Genomic DNA, 20,055 nt, shown 5'->3' with positions numbered 1-20,055 from the left:
TTATTTTCCAAAAATCTCAAAAATTACATAACTTATGATTATAAACGGTGCAAATGGAATATATTCATACTTTTTCCACTTTTTTAGAAATAAAAATAAAAAAGCAACTATTCCAGAAAAAATATACAAAATCATATAAAAATTTACAATCTTCTCCACTCCAAAATATCCCAAAATACCGCCAATCCCCATCATCAACTTCACATCCCCAAAGCCTATCAGCGTTTTTCCAAAATAATCTTCTAAAATATAAAGTACTATCATTGGCATTGAATAAGCACAAATTCCCAGATAATAACCTTCTAAATTGGTATTTTCAATTGCTAATATAAATCCTAATACAAGTAAAATAACAAAACTTTCTTCAGGAATAATCCTTTTTTTCAAATCAATCCAGATAATTCTAAAAAAAATACAATATTTTACAATTTCAAACGCAATATTCATTATTTCCTAATTTCTTCCCCTGCAAAAGCCTTACTTCCTGCAGATACTTTGGCAAAAACTTCTCCATTCTGATAAACTACATTTCCTTCAATGTTTCCAATCTTAAATTTTCCGTTGCTGTCCAGCCCAATTCCAAGTTTATTGAGATTTCCATGCTCTGTTAAAATATCCTGTAAGTTCTTAGGTGCATCTCCGCCATGATCAATGCTCCAAGAAGTTGTCGTATTATTAAGCTCTGCAACTGCTCCAATTATCTTGCTTCTATTCGCCTTATTCAAATACTTACCAACTTGTGGCACTGCAATTGCCGATATTATCGTAATAATCGCTACTACCAGTATTACCTCTACGAGTGTAAACCCTTTTTCCCTTTCCTTTAATTCTTTGATTCTCTCCCTTTTTTTCATTTTTTCAATTTTACTCTTTTCTTTTTTTAAAATCTTATCCACGATTAACCACCTCTTTTTATTAATTTTTATTTAATAATTTATACTATATTTTTAAATAAAAGTCAATATATAAATTAAATTATTTTAAAAATTAATTAATTTTTTATAAATTATAGTTTTTACACAAAAAAAGACTGTACCTAGAATTCATTTTCTAAGCCAGTCTTTTAACATTCATATATTACATTAATCTCTACCTATTATAATGATATCCTGAATATTCACAATGATTTCTTTCATCGCAAATTTTTCTATTCCCTACAGTATTTGGTAGCTCAACACATCCAACAATAAATAATACAAATATTAACGTCATAATTAAAAATTTAATAATATTTTTCATAAAAATTCTCCTTTTTTATTTGTAATATAATTAATAAGGTTTTTCACTACATTCTACAATTTCTCCACTTAAATCTCTTATACAATGTGGTCTTTTATCATAACAATTATAATTACCATGTCTGTCATAGCCACAAGTACGTCCTCTCAACTCCCTACCTCTATTATATTCTGCCCATTCCTTTGGACTAAATAGTTCGCATGAAGCCACACTCAACATTAAAGAACCCAAGAACAACACTCTAAGTAAATTTTTCATACCAATTCCTCCTAAAGTTTATAAAATTTTTATATTTTTCTTTTATTATATTGTAACTTATATTTTTGATATTCTAGTTTTAATTTCCTTATCCATTTTTTTTTTTGATTAGAAGTTCATTATAAAAAAAGACTGTACCTAGAAATTTCCTTCCAAGTCAGTCTTTTTCAGGCTTTTCTTATTTATTTTTTATTTAATTTCTCATAAAAGAGTGAACTTAAGAATAAATTGTAAATCCTATTTTTATATCAAAAATTTAAAATATAATTCATAACGAATAAAAATTAAAACTCTCATTTTATTTTAATGTTTTGATAATACTATATTGTTAATATAAATAGCATTCAATATTTCAAAATTTAAAAAAGAGATTAAAAGTTTTTATAAAGATAAATATTTTATAATAAAGGTTGTGAATGATAAAATATTGTAACAAATATCATCTTGTAAATACTAAATTCAAAGGATTAAAAATAGAAAATTATAGTAATTTTTCCTTAAGTGTGCTATATATAAAAAAAATAATAGAATAAAAGGAGATGATTATTAATGAAACAGATAAATGGAAAAAGAGCAGTTTTGGAAAATGGAGTTTTAAGAAAAGAAATAAAATTTGGATTTTCATGGGGAGCATTTTTTTTAGGATTTATATATCCGTTAATTAAAGGAGATTATATGGTGGCTGGAATTTCTTTTGTCGTAATTGGTATGGCAAGTATGATATTTTTTCCATTGATATTTGTTCTATCGGTAGTATTTGGTTTTATATATAATAAAATGTATGCTAGAAGGCTTATTAAACAAGGATGGCATCCGTTTACAGAAGTAGATGCGCAGGTTTTAAAAAAGAATGGAATACTTTTAAATAATTTCTATGGAAGCAATGAAGAAAGAATGATAGAAGAAGCAGAAAATTTTAAAATACAAGAGTCTGGAAAAATAGAAGTTATTGAATTTAAAAAAAATGACAATGATAATGATTTTTATGATGCAAATAATGCAAATATTGATAGTTCTTTTAATGGAAATCCTAATAATACGGAAATGAATCATAAAAATCGGACAATACAGAAATTTGTTGCAAGATCAATTGGTGGAGGGCTTGTTTCGCTCATCTTAGGAGTTTTCACGGCAAATATTGTTTTAATTCTTTTAGGAGCTGGACTGACAGGTGGAGGAGCATTTTTAGCTGTAAAAAATAAGGATAAAATAAAATGGAAATAAGAAAATATTTAATTAAATCTGGAAATTACAGAAACACAATAAAAAAACTTTTTATTCTCTCTCTGTTTTTAACAGCATTTATGAGGTATAATAAAAATGAACCGTTCACAGAAAGTGAGAAAAAATGTGAAAAAAAAGAAAAAATGGAGCAATTAAAATTATTTTGTGAAGAGAATCGGTGTGTTCTGCTGGAGATGGAAGAGAGTGAAAGATAATGAGATTACTAGTTGTAGAAGATGAAAAGAAGTTGAATGAACTTATTACAAAAAAGCTTAAAAAGGAATATTATGGAGTTGACAGTTGTTTTGACGGAGAGGAGGCAGTCAGATACGTGGAAGGGACTGAATATGATGCAATAATTCTAGATATTATGCTTCCAAAACTTGATGGATTTGAAGTAATTAAAAGAATAAGGGCAAAGAAAAATAAAGTTCCGATACTACTTTTAACTGCAAGAGACAATATAGATGATAAAGTGAAAGGGTTAGATTATGGAGCAGACGACTATCTTGTAAAACCTTTTATCTTTGAAGAACTAATGGCCCGTATCCGTGTTCTTTTAAGACGTAATTCTGGAAATGCCGACAATGTAGTTACAATAGCTAATCTTAAGGTTGACCTTGATGCTAAGACAGTTTTCAGGGATGATTTATTAATAAAACTGTCAGGTAGAGAATATTCGATTTTGGAATATCTGATACGAAATAAAGGAAAAATTTTATCAAGAGAAAGAATAGAAGATCACATATGGAATTATGACTATGAAGGTGGAACCAACGTTATAGATGTTTACATCAGATATTTGAGGAAAAAGATTGATGACAACTATACTCCGAAACTTATTCATACCATTCGTGGATTGGGTTATGTCCTGAGAGTCGATAATGAAAATGAATAAACTTTCTATAAAGTCCAAAATAACTTTCTGGTATATCGGTCTTATGATAAGCCTTATAGTCATATTTCTTATAACAATAATTTATATTAGTGAAAATCTTGTACGGGCAAACGCTTATAAAAATTTGAAAAGTTCTGTAGTTTCGGCATTCGACGAAATTGAAGTTTATGATGGTGAACTTACTATTGACAATGATTTTATTATTTTTAATAATAATGTTCATTTGTCGGTTTATGATGATGAAACAGGATTTATTTATGGGGATATTCCATTGGATTTTGAATATGATGAAACTTTTTCCGATAAAAATGATGTAAGAATTATAAAACATAAAAATAAAAAATGGTATATTTTTGACAGCAAAAAGAATTTTTCAGGCTACGGTATTATTCATATTCGTGGAATTGCTCCTGCAACAGAAGTGGAAAATATTATTGAAACAATTGTTTTAATTTCTCTGATTGTATTACCATTTTTCTTGTTATTTTCAGCAATAAGTGGATACTTTATAACAAAAAAAGCATTTAAACCTATAGAAAAAATAAGGGGAGCTGCGGAGAAAATTAATGAGGGAAATGATTTGACACAAAGAATTAATATTGGAGAAGGAAATGATGAAATTTATACTTTGGCAAATACATTTGATACAATGTTTGACAGACTGCAAAGTTCTTTTGAAAGAGAAGCACAGTTTACATCAGATGTTTCACACGAGCTGCGGACACCTGTATCAATTATAATTTCCGAATGTGAATACGGTCTTGAAAATCTCACTTCAATAGAAAATGCCAGAAATACAATTTCTTCTGTGCTTGATGAAACTAAAAAAATGTCAAAATTAATCTCACAGCTTCTGACTTTATCGAGAATGGACAGAGGAAATCAGAAACTTAATTTTGATAAAATAAATATAAGTGAAATGGCACATCTTATTGCTGACAGTCAGCAACATAATGCAGACAGTAAAAATATAAAAATTCATTCTGAAATAGAGGAAGATATTTTTATTGTTGGCGATGAGACCATGATCATGAGAATTTTTGTAAATTTAATTTCAAATGCAGTTAACTATGGTTGTGAAAATGGAAACATATGGATAAAATTGTCACAGGATAAAAATTTTGCAATATGTAAAATTATTGATGATGGAATCGGTATAGAAAAAGAAAATATACCTAAAATATGGGGGCGATTTTATCAGGTGGAAAGTTCCAGAACAACAGAAAATATAGGGCTTGGTTTATCAATGGTAAAATGGATTATAGAGGCACATAACGGAGAGATTTATGTGGAAAGTGAAATTGGAAAAGGAAGTTCGTTTGTATTTAAGTTGAAAAAGGAGGGAAAATGAAAAATAATTTTTTGAAAAAATTACTTATAGTATTTTTTATTACAGTAATGGGAGTTCCTGCAAATGGAAATTCAGCTAAAGAGACTAAAACAGTGAGAGTTCTGAATGTTGATGTAAAAATTTCGATTGCACAGGCAAAGCAGCTTGCATTAGACCATTCAAAAGTGGCAAAAAATACTGCAAAAATGACTAAAATTCGTCTGGATAAAGAAAATAAGAAATTTATATATGAAATAGAATTTTATACAGAACGGAAAAAATATAAATATAACATTGATGCGAATACAGGAAAAGTTCTGAGTTACAGCCAAAAAGACCGAGTATCGGCTTCAACAACAATAAGAGATGATGGTAAAATCATTAATACAAATGGCAGTGATACAGAAATAAGAAAAACACCAAAATATATTGGAATGGAAAAAGCAAAAGAAATAGCAGTTGCACGGATTACTGGTGCGAAAAAAATTAATGTTACAAATATTCAACTGGATAATGAAAAAGGAAAAATGATTTATGAAGGAAGAATAGTATATAAAAATACAGAATATAAATTCGACATTGATGCTATAACAGGTGAAGTAATAAGCTGGGAAGTAAATGAAAATTAGTAAAGTAAAATATCCTCTAAAGTTTGATATACTGAAGAGGGTATTTTTTGTTAAAAAATTATGCTTTGTAAAGTTTTTCATAATTAAATTTATTTTTAAGTTGTTTAAGAGTATAATCAAATATGAATAAAGGTGGAATAAATACGATAATTAATGTTATTATTGGCATATTCTGAAGATAAAATATTTTTTCAACTATAATCATAAAAGGTTTGTATAGGAATATCGAAACAAGATTGAATGTCGAATGTAATAAAATTATCCACCAGATTGGATTGGGTCTTAGCCGTACATTTCCGAAAAAGATACCTGATATTGTTGTGTATATAATTTTAATTGGATTCAAATGAAGTATTCCAAAAATTACAGCCTGAATTAAATTGGCATATTTTGTCTTTTTCTTTAAAAATTGAAGTATTAGTCCTCTCAATAAGAGCTCTTCCCCAATAGGGTAAAATACTAGAAATTTAAGCAGTTCATTAACTTCAAAAGACTGTTTTGAATAATCGGCAAGAATTATCTTTTTTGATAACAAAGAACTTAAAACGGTAAGTAAAATTATTACAGATGTTATAATTAATGCTGAGTAGCAGGTTGTATTCAATATTAGCAGTCCCAATTCTTCCATTTTAAATTTATTAATATTTTTTTCCATTCTGATTGTTCTTCCTTTCATGAATTATTCTTGTAAAATAATCTACCATTAGAATATTAAAATAAAATGAGAGATATTTTATTCTATTTCTATTTATTTTATTTTGTAGTAAAGTAACTTTCAGCTATTTTTAAAGATTTTATTTGAGAAAAACCTTTTTCTGTTATATAATGTATTTAAACAACTTTAAAATCAAATTTTTACTTTATGTTGCACATATGAAAGGAAATAAAATGAAAAAGATTATTATTATGCTGGCATTTATATTTTTTAATTTAAGTCTCTCTGCGGAACAGATTGAAAAAATTATGTGCTATATTCCTAAAGAGCTAAAAACAAACAGTAAAGCAAGATTAATTTATGAAGATACAGAAAAATATAAAGATGAGGAAATACCGCCTGAAGTGGCAAATCCTGAAATTGTTAAAGCATTAAAGGAAAGAAGGCTTGTCGTATTTCAAATGAGGTGTAAATATGATGGTGATATGTACCGTTATATAACAGCTTCAGACTATGCAGTTGAATATCTTACAAAACAGACAATAAATAAAGAAGAAGGAGACTATTATTTACTGGAACTTCCGACAAATAAGGCACTCGCTTTTCAGGATATGTTATTTATTGGAGATTTTATAGATAATTCAATCAGCACAAATGATGAACTTTTTCAAATTCTCTATATGATAAATGTTCAGTTTCTGGAAATAAGACAACAGGAATTGGAAGAGGAAGGGTTGAAAGTAGTTTACTAAATTTTCTCAATTTTTTCATTTTTGCAGGGATTATTCATTTTCGTAAATCCCTGTATTTAATTTTTTCATTTCTTTTGTGTAATCTTGTTAAACATTTTTTTGTTACATTCCATATTCAACAAATTACAAATTTAATTATCCAAAAAATAAAAATGATTTTTTCCTCTAATATTCTTTTAATCTAAAAAGCATATTGTTAAAGTGAAATAAAATTTTTAAATAAATGATGGGAGGATTTTGGATATGGAAATGAATAGTGGAAATGGCTACTTCAAAAAAGAAATAACATTGGGTAAAGAAGAAGAGATAAAGATAGTGAAAATTGGATTTTCCTGGATAACTTTCTTTTTGGGTTTTCTTGTTCCGTTTTATAGGAAAGATTGGAAGACCGGCTGGATACTTTTGGCAATAACGGCTATATCTCATATGATGTCGCCTATACTAATGTTTCTGATATTGGTGGTATTTAGTTTTTTATATAATAAGATTTATATTAATATGCTTTTGAAAAGCGGCTGGAGATTTGTGACAAAAGATGACGAGATACTTTGGGAAAATAAAAAGGAAATGGCAGAAAAGGTTGATAATATGGTTTTGACGCTAAAAGAAATGGAAACGAAAATTGATAAAAAGATAGAGGAACATGGCTTCGTTAAAAAATTTGCATGGGGAGGAATATACGCTCTGGCTATTGGAATTTTAATAAAAAATACTCCTCTTTTAGCTGTAGGAATAGTTTTTTTTGTAATAAGTTTTATTAAAAGACAGAAAATGTAAAAAATCAAATTTTAGGAGGAAAGAACTATGAAATTAAATTTTAAAAAATTATTTGTTATAACAATTACTGGAGCAGGGATTCTTATATCACAACAGTTACACGCATTTATGGGGTATGATTATTATATGGATCCTACAAATTTGCCAAGCGATATGTTAAGGGAAAATCTTTTACAGCAAACTTTTGATAACTACAACAAAGTTTTTAATAATAGTAATAAAACAAACATCAATATATCATTACTGCCATCAATTATATTTCTTGTAGCCTGGTTTTATATCTATGGAAGAAAAAAAGAAAAGTAGAATTCTCATTTTATTTTAATTAGAATTACTATTATAAAATTAAAAAATAACTTTAAGCGAGGATTTAAAATTATGAAAGTAAACTTGAAAAAACTATTTGTTGCATCAATTATCGGAGCGGGAGTATTTGTATCACAGCCTGCGAAAGCATTTTATTATGATATGTCAGACAGTTTTAATTATACAAACAATCTGATAAATAGTGCAAGAAATTATATACTTAGTAGTGAAGTAATAGGGCATACTGGAAAAGAGAATTATACTATGTCATTACTACCATCAATTATATTTCTTGTAGCCTGGTTTTATATCTATGGAAAGAAAAAAGAAAAGTAAAAATTCTCATTTTATTTTAATCTATATTACATATCATAAAATTGAAAAATGACTAATTAATTAGCGTTTGAATAAGGAGGAAAAATGAAAAAAATATTTTTTGGAAGCCTGTATTTTATTCATCTGCTCTGTTTTAATATTCTGGTACTATTTTTTCTGGCTGTATTAGAAGTATCAGTTTTAAGTAATTTGAAAATGATTAGAGGTATATACTCGAAAAATCTTATATTAATTTTGCTTAATATATTTTTATCATATTTTTATGCAAAAGCAGGAATTGGAAAAAAGGATTTGATAATTTTAACAATAATTGGTGTAATATTAAAAATACTAATATTTTTAATATCGTATAAATATTTAGTTTCATCAGCAGGAGATGAAGAATTTTTACCAACTTATTATGCTTATTTTGCCATAGGTTTATTGGATGTAATATTTCTTGTGGGGCTTGGTGTAAATTTATTGATAGGAAGGAGAAAACAGCATGATAAAAATTAAAAAATTGACAGGATTTATGATTTTTCTACTTTTTGGAATAATATTTATTTCCTGTGGAAAACCTTCAAAAAAAGACATAATAGACAGGGGATATATATTAGAAGTAGGTGTATCCAATGAGATTGACAGGGAATTTGCCGGAAAAATGGAGCATTCTCCCACTTATACTATTTTCAAAGCGACTGAATATAAGGACAATGATATTATGGTGCAAAATCTCAAAAACGGAACAGTTAAAGCAATCCTTTCGCCTATGCTGTCGTTAGGAAATTCTGATTACGGCTATTATCCTGTCTATGTGGATAACAAAAATTATGAAACTGTATATCTCATATACAGAAAGGATACTCCCGATTTTTTGAAAAACAGCTTTGAAAAAGGGGACCGCTTTATGTTAAATAATACGGAAAAATATTCTAAAGAAAAATATAAAGACAGATTTTCATTTTTTAGTAATATTGAAGATTTTGAGAAAAAAATAATGGCTAATGAATGGGCTCTTGTAAATATTGCAGGGCTTGAACTTAAAAACAGTAAAATTTCAATAAAACTTGATAAAGGAAATGTTGTTATAACAGGAAAAAATGGGAAAAAATATTTGGGAAAATATTCCCTGAAAAATCACAAGATTTCTTTTGAAATAGATAATTTGAACAATCTGCTGAAAAAAGAGAGTGAACTGAGCGACAGTGATAAAGATTTTTTATATGATTTAAGCAATGCCGATGTAATAACGCTTATGGATAATGAGCAAACTCTTTATATTGGAGTTCCTGAAAGTAATCTTGTATTCAAAAAAACATCAAAAAATAAATAAAAAGTAAAAAGCTCTAATGTTGTTTTAATCTAAAAAATATACAGTATAATTAAATAATAGAAATCATAAAAAAATAAAATTTTTAGGAGGAATAATTATGAAAATAAATTTGAGAAAACTATTTGTTATAGCAGTTATTGGGACAGGTTTATTTATATCACAGCCTGCACAGGCATTTTATTATGATATGTCAGACAGTTTTAACTATACAAACAATGTGATAAATAGTACAAGAAATTATTTACTTGGTAGTGAAGTAATAAGCCACATTAAAAAAGGAGATTATTCTTCAAAGAAAAAATCAAATTCTAAAAAAACAACTACAAAAACAACGGGAAGTTCAGCAACTTCAACTACAGCCCCAAAAACAACAAAAGCAAATATTACTTTTAAATCGGACGGAAATACAAGAGGACTTGATTATTTTGTTAATAACTATCCGTCAAAACAGAGAGGGGAAGCAAGAACATATCTGAAAAAAATTCAGGATTCTTTCCCGCAGGTAGCACGTTCAGTAGGAATACCTACAAATGACCTGTCTTCAGGACTGGCAGCTGCAATAGCAGGAGCATATATGGCATATAACAATGTAAGTCTGAATGATGATTATATGAAACCTATGCAAAATCAGTTAAAAACAGTACTTCAAGGTGTAGATGACTTTGATAAAATGAGTAACAGTGATAAAAAATACATTTACGATCAATTGGTAATAATAGGAATGACTTTAACCATAAATCAGTACCAAAATCAGCAAAACCCAAATGCAAAAGTTACCACTCAGTTAAGAAATGCAGGTAAACAGGTGCTTGAGGGACTTCTTGGAGTAAATGCAAGTGAAGTAAGAATAACATCATCAGGGCTTTCTTTTTAAAATAAATAATTACAAAAATAAGAAGTTTTATTATAGTATATAATGATAATAAAAAACAAAAAAAATATGAAAATATATAATTCAATTCGGGAGGAGAAATTATGAAAATAAATTTGAAAAAACTATTTGTTACAGCAATAATCGGGGCAGGTTTATTTGTATCACAGCCTGCACACGCATTTATGGGATACTGGTATGATTATAACAGTGACTGGATTCAGCAGGATATAATGAGAAGAACTTTTGAGAATCATAATAGAGTTTTTGGTAATAATACAAATAACGACAGTTCAAGTGGAAAAAGTTCAAGCTCTAAGAGTACAGGAAGCAGTAAAAGTAAATCGTCTTCATCCCAAACATCGTCTAAACCAAAACCGGCAAAAAAAGCCAAAATAACTTTTAAATCGGACGGAAATACAAGAGGGCTTGATTATTTTGTTAATAACTATCCGTCAAAGCAGAGAGGAGAAGCGAGAACATACCTGAAACAGATGCAGGATTCTTTCCCACAGGTAGCACGTTCAGTAGGAATACCTACAAATGACCTGTCTTCAGGACTGGCAGCTGCAATAGCAGGAGCATATATGGCATATAACAATGTAAGTCTGAATGATAATTATATGAAACCTATGCAAAATCAGTTAAAAACAGCGCTTCAAGGTGTAGATGCCTTTGATAAAATGAGTGACAGTGATAAAAAATATATATATGACCAAATGGTAATAATAGGAATGACTTTAACCATAAATCAGTACCAAAATCAGCAAAACCCAAATGCAAAAGTTACCGCTCAGTTAAGAAATGCAGGTAAACAGGTGCTTGAGGGACTTCTTGGAGTAAGTGCAAGTAAAGTGAAAATAACATCATCAGGGCTTGTTTATTAAAATAAATAATTACAAAAATAAGAAGTTTTATTATAGTATATAGTGATAATAAAAAACAAAAAAAATGAAAATATATAATTCAATTTAGGAGAAGAAATTATGAAAGTTAAGCAAATAAAAAAAATATTTTTAACAATAATAGCAGCATTAAGTTTTGGAATTTCAAATCAGGCTTACGGTTTTTTTATTGATTATAATGCACAATGGATGGCTAATCAAGGGCTCAAAAATGCAAGAGAACAGGAAAAAAGAAATAGAGAAAGATATGAGGAAATGTATGGAGAAGACGAATATAATAATTTAATGTCAAAAAAAACATCGTCGAATAAAAAAAATACATCTTCATCGACAAGTGCTAAGACAGCTACTTCTACAAAAAAAGCTAAAATAACATTTAAACCTGATGGAAATACAAAAGGATTAGATGATTTAGTTCTTCAATATCCTTCAAATAAAAGAGCCCAAGTGAAACCTATATTGAAAAAATTACAGGATTCATTCCCGCAGGTAGCACGTTCTGTAGGAATACCTACAAATGATTTATCAACAGGAATGGCTGCTGTTGTAGCAGGAGCATATATGGCTTATAACAATGTCAGTTTGAATGACAGTTATATGAAACCTATTGCAAATCAGTTTAAAGAAGCTATGCAAAGTGTTTCTGAATTTGATAAAATGAGTGACAGCCAAAAAAAATATATTTATGACCAAATGGTAATAATAGGGATGACTTTGGCTGTAAGTCAGTCCGAAAATCAGCAAAATCCAAATGCAAAGACTACAGCTCAATTAAGACAGGCTGGTAAAAAGGTGCTTGAGGGACTTCTTGGAGTAAGTGCAAGCAAAGTGAGAATAACGGCATCAGGGCTTTCTTATTAAAATAATAGAATAGGAGTGAAAATGGATAAAAAAGTTATATTTTCTAAAGGGATAAATTCTTTTACACTGCATATTCTGGCAATGGCATTTATGGTGGCAGATCATCTGTGGAATATATTTTTTCCTAATCAGATATGGTTAAATATGCTTGGAAGACTTGCCTTTCCAATTTTTGCCTTTATGCTCGTAGAAGGATTTTTTAGGACTAAAAACAGAAAAAAGTATTTAATACGTATCTTTATTTTTGCAGCTATTTCGGAAATTCCGTTCAATCTTTTTGCAAGTCTGGCATTAAAAGGAGAAATAATGGTATTTTATCCATATAACAATGTATTATGGACTTTTGGAATTGCCTTATGTGGAATGAATTTACTGGAAAAAACGGAAAAATCAGAAAATATGAATAAAATAATAAAATTTTTTGTAAAAGCTGCTATAAGCATTTTAACTGTCGCAATTGCACATTTTGCAAGAAGTGATTATTTAGGATATGGGATTGCAATTATTCTGATATTCTATTTTTTCAGGGGGAAAGATTACAGGAATATAATATTTCAGGCTGTATTAATGGTGTTTCTAAACGTATTTATTATGCCTGGACTTGAATTTCCGTTTAACTTTTTTGGGAATGAGATATTTATAAAAACACAGATATTTGCGATATTTTCACTGCCGATAATATGGCTTTACAACGGAAAGCAGGGTATTCATAACAGATTTACAAAATATATGTTTTATTTCTTTTATCCATTACACCTTTTACTAATAGTGGCGATTTATGTTTCTTTTATGATATATCTGATTTCTTTGATAGGTAAGAATTATGGAATTTAAGTGAAGCCAATATTTACAAAGCAAAAGTTTAAGAAGGACTGTTAAGAAAATAAAAAACATAAAAAATTCTGTATCCATTGGGGAAGTGATAAAATTGAAAAAAATTTTAATGATAGCTATGATAGTTTTTGTTGTTTTTAGCTGCAATAAGAAACAGGAACAAAATAAAACAAAAAAAGGTAATAATATTGATACAAGCCAGAGCGATAAAAATAAAACTGAAGAAAATAAAAAGAATTCAGAAAAAGACAGCTCTGAAATAGAAAAACAGAAAGAAGTTTCATCAGAAGAAACTATAAAAAAAGCGGAAGAAGAATTTTTAAAGGACAGCAAAAATCTTGAGAAATACCGTAATTATGTAACCGTGGCATTTTATCAAAACCGTGAATTTAAAAGAACAAAGGAAATTACAGAAATATTTTTAAAAAATGCTCCTGATTATTCCTATGGTTACAGAGTGATGGCAGATATTCTCTTTTATGAAAAAAAATATAAGGAAAGTGCTGAATATTATGAAAAAGCAATAGGTATTTTAAAACATGGTAAACAGAGTTATACGGAATATAAAGATATTAAAGTATTAAATAATGTACTTTCAGAGATAATTGAAAAAAATTTAATACAGACTTACAGATTGTTAGGAAATAATGAAAAAGCAGTAGAAACTTTTATAATTAACCAAAAATTTCTAAAAGAAAACTATAATCCCCTTTTGTATAACATAGCTTTAGAAAATGCCAAAAAGGATAATGAAATGTTAAAATCTACTAATAGTAAAAAATATGAGGAAAACAAGAAAAAATTATCTAATTTAAATTAACAGTAAAATAAAAAAATTACAGGAGGAACAGTTATGAAAGCAAAATTTATGAAAAAAATATTTCTTTTAAGTATTTTAGCACTGGGACTTGGAATTTCAGGACAAGCTCATGCTGATTATGGCGATATGTTTAAAAATGAAATAATGCAGGAACTTTTAAATACAACTTCATCTTCACAAGGTAAATCTTACGGAAAATCATCACTTACTTTCACACAGGACGGAAGTACCGATGGACTGGAAACATTGGTTGCAACTTATCCAAAAAGCCAGCAAAAGGAAATAAGGGCATCATTAAAACAGCTGTATGATTCTTTCCCACAGGTAGCCCATTCTGTAGGAATACCGACAAATGATTTGTCTTCAGCAGTAGCGGCTGTAATAGCAGGAGCATACATGGCATATAACAATATAAGTCTTAATGATGACTATGTGAAACCTATGGCAAATCAGTTCAAGGCTCATCTTGAAAATAGCGGATTTTTTGACGGAATGAGCAACAGGGAGAAAAAAAGTATGTACGACCAGATGGTTATGGTTGGAATGACTTTGGCTGTGGGACAGTCCTTAAATCAGAGCAATCCTAATTCACAGACTACAGCTCAATTAAGGGAGGCAGGAAAACAAATACTTGAAGCTATTTTAAAAGTGGATGCTGACAGAGTCCGTATAACAGCTCAAGGAATATCTTATTAATACGGAGGAGTCTAAAATGAATTCAATTATTGCATTAGTATATCTTTCAGTTGCTGTTACATTAATCGTTTTTGGTGTGAAACAAATAAAAAACAGAAAAAATCTTCGCAAAATTAATCAAAAACAGGAAGATGAGGTTAAAGAGAAAATAAAACTTGGAATTTTATCATCTGATACAGTTTACCGTGAAAGAACAGAAACAGGAAGAGTATTTTATGAAGTGCCGGAGGATTTGAAAAAAGCAGTTGTTCTAAATCTTATTTGCTTTGCCATAATGCTAATATTAATATTTCTGGGAATAAAAATTGGAATATTGCTTTTAATAGTCTGTGCTGTAATAAGTATGATATATGGATATAAATATTATTATTCAAAAGAAAAAACAGAAAATACACTTGAAATAATAAATGAAGATTTTTATTTAAATGGAAAATTATTGGATATAAAGGGCTATAACTGGGGTACTGAATTATTTCCCCTGTTTGGCTCTCGAATAATCAGACTTAAATCCCATATTTATCTTCTTGATGACAAAAAGGAAATCTGTTTTGTACCTGAAAGACAGTTAAAAAGATCTCGAATAGATATAATAATAGAAGATGACAGAATTTCTAAAATTATAGATGATATTATTGATGTAATCCAGAAAAAACAGATTCCAAAAGTAAAATTCAAACTTTTTAAAATGAAAAAAATGCAGAGCATACTTCTTTTTTTACTTTTTATATCAATTGTGATACTTGTTTCTTTGTATAAAAGCAAAGCATATATGTATTTATTTTAGTAAAATAATGGTAGCATATATGGTGTATAACAATATTATCTTTATAAAAACAGGTACTGAAAACAATTTTAAAAGTGGATGCTGACAGAATTCATATAACATTGCAAGGAATATATCTTATTAATTCAGGGAGTCTAAAATGCTGTATAGTTTAGTTTTTGCATTAATATATTTTGCAGTTTTGGGTATAATAATTATTTTTGATATGAAAAATAGAAAAATCAAAAAAAATTTACATAAGATTATTCAAAGGTATGAGGATGAGGTTAAAGAGAAAATAAAACTTGGAATTTTAGCAGCTGATACAGTTTACCGTGAAAGAACAGAAACAGGAACGGTATTTTATGAAGTGCCTGAAAATCTGAAAAAAGCAGTTGTTTTGAATATTATCTGCTTTAACATAACAGAAATATTAATATTTTTCGGGATAAAAATTGGAATACTGCTTTTACTTAACTGTGCTGTAATAAGTATAACATACGGGAACAAATACTATTATCCAAAAGAAAAAACAAAAGATACACTTGAGATAATAAATGAAGATTTTTATTTAAATGGAAAATTACTGGATATTAAAGGCTATAACTGGGGTACTGAGTTATTTCCTCTATTTGGCACTCGAATAATCAGATCTAAATCTCACATCTATCTTCTTGATGGAAAAAAGGAAATCTGTTTTGTGCCTGAGAAAAACTTAAAAGGAGGATCTTCGCAAACAGATATAATGATAGAAAATAGCAGAATCTCAGAAATTGTGGACAACATGATAGACATAATTCAGAAAAAGCAGATTCCAAAAGTAAAATTTAGGCTTTTTAAAATGAAGATAATGCAGAGTATGCTTCTTTTTATACCTTTTATGCCAATTATGACATTCGTTTTACTATATGGAAGTAAAGCACATATACATTTATTTTAATAGGATAAGAAAATAGCTGACGGAATTTTGAATAGTTAAATACAGACAGAGGTGAAAAAATGAAAAATAAAAAAATAAACCTAGCTATGATGGCAGGAATGATTTTAATGAGTATGGGATGTGAAGCAAAGGGGAAAGCTTCCCAGCGCAGCATTTCAGGAAAATATAATGTGGAAACGCTGACTACAAAAGGGCAGACTGTAAAGGTGGCAGGTCAGGAATGCTTTGAAGATTCATATTTTGAAATAAAAAGAAATATTGCCTATATAAGCCTTAACAATGTAGTTAACGGGAACTGTATAACAAAGGCAGGAACCTATGATATGCAAAGTAAGGGCAACGGGAGATACATTCTTGTAGGAAATGGCAAGGAATCAGATGAAATTATTGTAAAAAATGGAAAAGTGCAGTATAATCAGGATACAGGAATTTCAATGACATTTTCCAAAGATATGGCATCTACTTCAGAAAATATGAAAAAATAGTTTATTTTTTGATTAAAAAGTTAAAAAAATAGCATTTTTAGTGTAACCAGGAAAATTTATTATTAGAAAAATCAGGAGGAATCATGAAAAGAATTATATCATTTATTTTACTGGCAATTATGTTTATAACAAGCTGCGGAATTAGCCAAAGTGCTGAAGAGAATGATGATAAAAAGGCTGTAATAGCGGCTTTTGAAGATTATATCAATGCAGCAAAAAATGAAGATACAAAAAAAGTTAGTGAATATCATTTAATGTGGTTTAATATCTGGCGTACTTCACAAGAAAGTTATAAATATCTTACTTATAAAATAAATAAAATTGAACTAACAAAGCAGAAAAATGGAAACGGAAGGGATATAAAGCTGGCTTATGTAAATGTGTCACTAAAATATCCCGATTTAAACTATACAATGTCTAAATTTTATAAAAACAAAGACTTTAATTCGTTGGTAAGAGGAAAAAGCAGATCTACACAGCTAGAAATAATAGAACAGGAAATCTCTTCTTTTTTGAAAAATGAATTAAAGAAAAATGACACAAAATATATCGAAAAAGAAATGATTGTAAAATTTGAGTACTTCTATCCGCTTAAAAAATGGAAAATTCCTTATGATGAGAATATAGAGTTTATAAATATTCTTTCACTTGACAGCTACAAAATAAAAGGAATGGATAAAACCATAGGAGAAATTGTAAGAACGCCGGGAAATGATGATGATACAAAACTTTTAATCAGTGAAAAAGAGGAAAAAGTAAAAAATAAAACAGCAAAAATTGATGATTATAAACTGCTTCTAATGCTTTACTCGCCGGTAAAAAATCCTGATAATATTAACTTTAAAAGAATATCGCAAAAATTAATAGAAAATTTCCCTGATTATCCAAAAGGATATCTCATTATGACAGATTTTATTTATCATAATTATCCTGATAAATATTCAGAGATATTGAATTATGCACAAAAAGGAATTGAAGCATATAAAAATGTCGATACAAAAAAATATCCGGAATTTGTTTATGAAAGTAGTAGAAATCATCCGATGAATGAACTGTTCAGAATTATGATAGATGTTTATCTGAAAAAAGGTGAAAAGGAAAAAGCACTGGATGTATTCAATAAAAACAAAAAAATTATTAAATACTGGATGCCTCCTGCAAATTATGTACAACTTGCAGAAAGGCTGGGAGTAATATGGTAGAATTTATAAATTTTCACAAATAACTAAAAATTACAATGATAGGAGCTGATTTATTATGAAAAAAATTATTTTTGCATTTTTAATATTAGGAAGTGTTTACAGTTTTGCAGCACAAAAAACTTTACGGACAGTAGAAAAATGTCGTGTGACTTCAAGAGGTATAACAAAAGATGGTAAAAGATTCGCAAACTGTGTGAGCCTTCAGTCAGGAAAAATATTTAATTTTACAGGACTTGTTGAACAGACTTATTATAAATTTTCCAAAGGAACAATATTTAAAGTATATTTCTACGGAAATGGAAATAGAAATTTAACTTTGGAAACTTTTGACTATATTCAATGATTGATTTAAAAGAGTAGAATTTTTTAAATATTTTAAATAGTATTTTTTATATTTATAATAAAGCAGCCTTAAATTGATAAAGCTGCTTTTTTATGAAATAATCTTTTATTTTTTTCTCGAAGTTTACTTTATATTCATTTTTTGTTTTTTATTAAAAAATTATTATAATAAAACTAAACTTAGACAAAGTTTTCTAAGTCAGTCTTACATAAATTTGAAATTACAGATTTTCAACATTTTCAATATTAATAACTTCAATTTCTTTATTAATTTTTTTAATTAGTCCTGCCAAAACTTTTCCAGGTCCGATTTCATAAATTTTTGTAACCCCATTTTCAGCCAATTTATTTATTGTGTCTACCCATTTTACTGGTCCAAATGTCTGATTATACAGTTCATTTTGAATTTCATCAGCAGAATTTAAAACATTTGCTGTGGTATTTGCAATAATCGGAGTCGCTGGATTATTCCAAGTGTAATTTTCAAATTCTTTTTTTAAAATTTCTGCAACAGGTTTCATTAATGATGAATGAAAAGGCCCTGAAACTGCTAGAGGCAATGCTCTTCTTGCTCCTTTTTCCTTAAACAGTTCAAGATTTTTTTCAATTACTTCTTTCTCTCCAGCAATAACTGTCTGTTTTGGCTCATTATAATTTACTGCCTCCACAATTCCATCAATTTCACCACATATGTTTTCTACATCTTCTGCACTAAGCCCCAATATTGCAGCCATTCCACCGTCAATATTAGCACCGCTCATTATTTCCCCTCTTTTTGAAATCAATTTTAGCGTATCAGTTTCACTTAAAACTCCAGCCGCATATAAGGAACTATACTCTCCCAAACTGTGTCCAGCCACAAAATCAGCATTTATACCTTTTTCTTTCAATAATTTTGTTAAAACAACTGAAAATAGTGCAATTGCAGGCTGTGCATATTTCGTATTTTTCAGCTCCTCATCTGTTCCCTCAAAAATAACTCTTTTCACATCTTCATTATTTTTAAAAATCTCATCAATTAATTTTTTGTTTTCATCATTTACTTCATCATATAATTTTTTCCCCATTCCAGCATACTGTGTACCCTGTCCTGGAAATACAAAAGCAATTTTTGACATAAATTCTCCTTTTATTCTCATATCTTTTAATTATTTTTAATTGGTCAATAATCATAATTTTTAATTTCAATAAAAAATATAAATATAATTATTTTTTTATTTCTTCAGCATCCACTATTTCTTCATCTTTTGATTCTTTAATATCTTTACTGCTAAATTTAGTTAATTTCTTTTTATCAACTATTTCCTTTACACCCAGTCCAATAATTCCTAATCCTAAAATTAATGGAACTATAAATAATGGTAAGTTTTCCCATATATATTGAGTAATATACAAATATATTCCTACAATCAAGAAAATCCATCCATGTTTTTTCTTCTTAATAAGAAAATAACCTCCTACAAGAATCATTACAACCTGATAATTAACGATATATTTCATAATATCTTCAGGTATAAATTTAAGCAAACTTAAAACAACTATTACCAATCCCCAAAATATTTTTGAATTCATAATTCTCCTCCTGTAATTTTATATTTTACAAATTTTATCTTTATA

29 protein-coding genes are annotated in these 20,055 nt (G+C 28.4%); 22 read left to right on the top strand and 7 right to left on the bottom strand.

The window, feature by feature from the left end:
- From QU666_RS04500 to QU666_RS04485, 4 genes are all read right to left on the bottom strand, one after another.
- On the bottom strand, positions 1-447 hold the full coding sequence (locus QU666_RS04500) for an A24 family peptidase (RefSeq protein WP_021769961.1): 447 nt from the start codon (positions 445-447) through the stop codon (positions 1-3).
- Positions 447-896 (bottom strand): prepilin-type N-terminal cleavage/methylation domain-containing protein, encoded by a 450-nt coding sequence (locus QU666_RS04495; protein ID WP_021769960.1) that lies wholly within the window; start codon positions 894-896, stop codon positions 447-449. Before QU666_RS04495 ends, QU666_RS04500 begins: the two co-directional genes overlap by 1 nt.
- Positions 897-1,089: 193 nt before the next feature.
- Complete coding sequence (locus QU666_RS04490; protein WP_304984868.1) at positions 1,090-1,212, bottom strand: hypothetical protein; 123 nt, start codon at positions 1,210-1,212, stop codon at positions 1,090-1,092.
- 57 nt (positions 1,213-1,269) lie between these two features.
- A complete protein-coding gene (locus QU666_RS04485) occupies positions 1,270-1,497 on the bottom strand; it encodes a hypothetical protein (RefSeq protein WP_021768800.1) in 228 nt (75 codons plus the stop codon).
- Between the two features lie 549 nt (positions 1,498-2,046).
- Here QU666_RS04485 and QU666_RS04480 point away from each other — a divergent pair.
- From QU666_RS04480 to QU666_RS04460, 5 genes are read left to right on the top strand one after another with little or no spacing between them, the layout of a single operon-like run.
- Entirely contained in the window at positions 2,047-2,721 is a 675-nt protein-coding gene (locus tag QU666_RS04480; RefSeq protein ID WP_021769236.1) for a DUF2628 domain-containing protein, read from the top strand.
- Positions 2,712-2,936, top strand: a complete 225-nt coding sequence (locus QU666_RS04475) for a hypothetical protein (protein ID WP_021769237.1) — start codon at positions 2,712-2,714, stop codon at positions 2,934-2,936. Before QU666_RS04480 ends, QU666_RS04475 begins: the two co-directional genes overlap by 10 nt.
- The gene (locus QU666_RS04470) at positions 2,936-3,619 is read left to right on the top strand and encodes a response regulator transcription factor (protein ID WP_021769238.1); all 684 of its coding nucleotides are present in this window, start codon (positions 2,936-2,938) and stop codon (positions 3,617-3,619) included. Before QU666_RS04475 ends, QU666_RS04470 begins: the two co-directional genes overlap by 1 nt.
- Positions 3,606-4,970, top strand: a complete 1,365-nt coding sequence (locus tag QU666_RS04465) for a cell wall metabolism sensor histidine kinase WalK (RefSeq protein WP_021769239.1) — start codon at positions 3,606-3,608, stop codon at positions 4,968-4,970. The genes QU666_RS04470 and QU666_RS04465 overlap by 14 nt, the downstream gene beginning before the upstream one ends.
- The gene (locus QU666_RS04460) at positions 4,967-5,578 is read left to right on the top strand and encodes a PepSY domain-containing protein (protein ID WP_021769240.1); all 612 of its coding nucleotides are present in this window, start codon (positions 4,967-4,969) and stop codon (positions 5,576-5,578) included. Before QU666_RS04465 ends, QU666_RS04460 begins: the two co-directional genes overlap by 4 nt.
- Before the next feature lie 58 nt (positions 5,579-5,636).
- Here QU666_RS04460 and QU666_RS04455 read toward each other — a convergent pair whose 3' ends face one another.
- Entirely contained in the window at positions 5,637-6,233 is a 597-nt protein-coding gene (locus tag QU666_RS04455; protein WP_036070909.1) for a CPBP family intramembrane glutamic endopeptidase, read from the bottom strand.
- A gap of 233 nt (positions 6,234-6,466) precedes the next feature.
- Between QU666_RS04455 and QU666_RS04450 the strand changes: the two genes are divergently transcribed.
- From QU666_RS04450 to QU666_RS04370, 17 genes are all read left to right on the top strand, one after another.
- Positions 6,467-6,985, top strand: coding sequence for a hypothetical protein (locus tag QU666_RS04450; protein ID WP_036070912.1), 519 nt, complete (start codon positions 6,467-6,469; stop codon positions 6,983-6,985).
- A gap of 243 nt (positions 6,986-7,228) precedes the next feature.
- On the top strand, positions 7,229-7,762 hold the full coding sequence (locus QU666_RS04445; protein ID WP_021769243.1) for a hypothetical protein: 534 nt from the start codon (positions 7,229-7,231) through the stop codon (positions 7,760-7,762).
- Between the two features lie 27 nt (positions 7,763-7,789).
- Positions 7,790-8,068, top strand: coding sequence for a hypothetical protein (locus tag QU666_RS04440; protein WP_021769244.1), 279 nt, complete (start codon positions 7,790-7,792; stop codon positions 8,066-8,068).
- A gap of 72 nt (positions 8,069-8,140) precedes the next feature.
- Entirely contained in the window at positions 8,141-8,404 is a 264-nt protein-coding gene (locus tag QU666_RS04435; RefSeq protein ID WP_021769245.1) for a hypothetical protein, read from the top strand.
- An 84-nt stretch (positions 8,405-8,488) separates the two neighbouring features.
- Complete coding sequence (locus QU666_RS04430) at positions 8,489-8,902, top strand: hypothetical protein (RefSeq protein WP_021769246.1); 414 nt, start codon at positions 8,489-8,491, stop codon at positions 8,900-8,902.
- Positions 8,889-9,719 carry a hypothetical protein gene (locus QU666_RS04425; protein ID WP_021769247.1) on the top strand — a complete coding sequence of 277 codons (831 nt, stop codon included), beginning with the start codon at positions 8,889-8,891 and terminating at the stop codon, positions 9,717-9,719. The genes QU666_RS04430 and QU666_RS04425 overlap by 14 nt, the downstream gene beginning before the upstream one ends.
- A gap of 97 nt (positions 9,720-9,816) precedes the next feature.
- Positions 9,817-10,593 (top strand): DUF6683 family protein, encoded by a 777-nt coding sequence (locus QU666_RS04420; protein ID WP_304984867.1) that lies wholly within the window; start codon positions 9,817-9,819, stop codon positions 10,591-10,593.
- A 101-nt stretch (positions 10,594-10,694) separates the two neighbouring features.
- A complete protein-coding gene (locus tag QU666_RS04415; RefSeq protein WP_021769250.1) occupies positions 10,695-11,477 on the top strand; it encodes a DUF6683 family protein in 783 nt (260 codons plus the stop codon).
- A gap of 99 nt (positions 11,478-11,576) precedes the next feature.
- Positions 11,577-12,356 carry a DUF6683 family protein gene (locus tag QU666_RS04410; RefSeq protein ID WP_304179210.1) on the top strand — a complete coding sequence of 260 codons (780 nt, stop codon included), beginning with the start codon at positions 11,577-11,579 and terminating at the stop codon, positions 12,354-12,356.
- 21 nt (positions 12,357-12,377) lie between these two features.
- Positions 12,378-13,190: a TraX family protein gene (locus QU666_RS04405; RefSeq protein ID WP_021769252.1), complete on the top strand. Its 813-nt coding sequence runs from the start codon at positions 12,378-12,380 to the stop codon at positions 13,188-13,190.
- Between the two features lie 85 nt (positions 13,191-13,275).
- A complete protein-coding gene (locus QU666_RS04400; RefSeq protein ID WP_232218442.1) occupies positions 13,276-14,010 on the top strand; it encodes a hypothetical protein in 735 nt (244 codons plus the stop codon).
- A 33-nt stretch (positions 14,011-14,043) separates the two neighbouring features.
- Positions 14,044-14,706 carry a DUF6683 family protein gene (locus QU666_RS04395; RefSeq protein WP_021769254.1) on the top strand — a complete coding sequence of 221 codons (663 nt, stop codon included), beginning with the start codon at positions 14,044-14,046 and terminating at the stop codon, positions 14,704-14,706.
- 16 nt (positions 14,707-14,722) lie between these two features.
- Positions 14,723-15,490: a hypothetical protein gene (locus QU666_RS04390; RefSeq protein ID WP_021769255.1), complete on the top strand. Its 768-nt coding sequence runs from the start codon at positions 14,723-14,725 to the stop codon at positions 15,488-15,490.
- A gap of 139 nt (positions 15,491-15,629) precedes the next feature.
- The gene (locus tag QU666_RS04385; protein ID WP_304984866.1) at positions 15,630-16,409 is read left to right on the top strand and encodes a hypothetical protein; all 780 of its coding nucleotides are present in this window, start codon (positions 15,630-15,632) and stop codon (positions 16,407-16,409) included.
- 59 nt (positions 16,410-16,468) lie between these two features.
- Positions 16,469-16,894: a hypothetical protein gene (locus QU666_RS04380; RefSeq protein ID WP_021769258.1), complete on the top strand. Its 426-nt coding sequence runs from the start codon at positions 16,469-16,471 to the stop codon at positions 16,892-16,894.
- Positions 16,895-16,977: 83 nt separating this feature from the next.
- Entirely contained in the window at positions 16,978-18,096 is a 1,119-nt protein-coding gene (locus tag QU666_RS04375) for a hypothetical protein (RefSeq protein WP_021769259.1), read from the top strand.
- Positions 18,097-18,151: 55 nt separating this feature from the next.
- Positions 18,152-18,439 carry a hypothetical protein gene (locus QU666_RS04370; RefSeq protein ID WP_021769260.1) on the top strand — a complete coding sequence of 96 codons (288 nt, stop codon included), beginning with the start codon at positions 18,152-18,154 and terminating at the stop codon, positions 18,437-18,439.
- A 220-nt stretch (positions 18,440-18,659) separates the two neighbouring features.
- Here the strand turns inward: QU666_RS04370 and fabD are convergent, their stop codons facing one another.
- The gene (fabD, locus tag QU666_RS04365) at positions 18,660-19,556 is read right to left on the bottom strand and encodes an ACP S-malonyltransferase (RefSeq protein WP_036070919.1); all 897 of its coding nucleotides are present in this window, start codon (positions 19,554-19,556) and stop codon (positions 18,660-18,662) included.
- An 88-nt stretch (positions 19,557-19,644) separates the two neighbouring features.
- Complete coding sequence (locus QU666_RS04360) at positions 19,645-20,010, bottom strand: hypothetical protein (RefSeq protein ID WP_021769262.1); 366 nt, start codon at positions 20,008-20,010, stop codon at positions 19,645-19,647.
- Between the last annotated feature and the right edge of the window lie 45 nt (positions 20,011-20,055).

Source organism: Leptotrichia sp. HMT-225, from assembly GCF_030644325.1.
GTDB lineage: Bacteria > Fusobacteriota > Fusobacteriia > Fusobacteriales > Leptotrichiaceae > Leptotrichia > Leptotrichia massiliensis.
The sequence above is the reverse complement of the archived record's forward strand: the minus strand, read 5'-3'. Positions and strand labels throughout refer to the sequence as shown.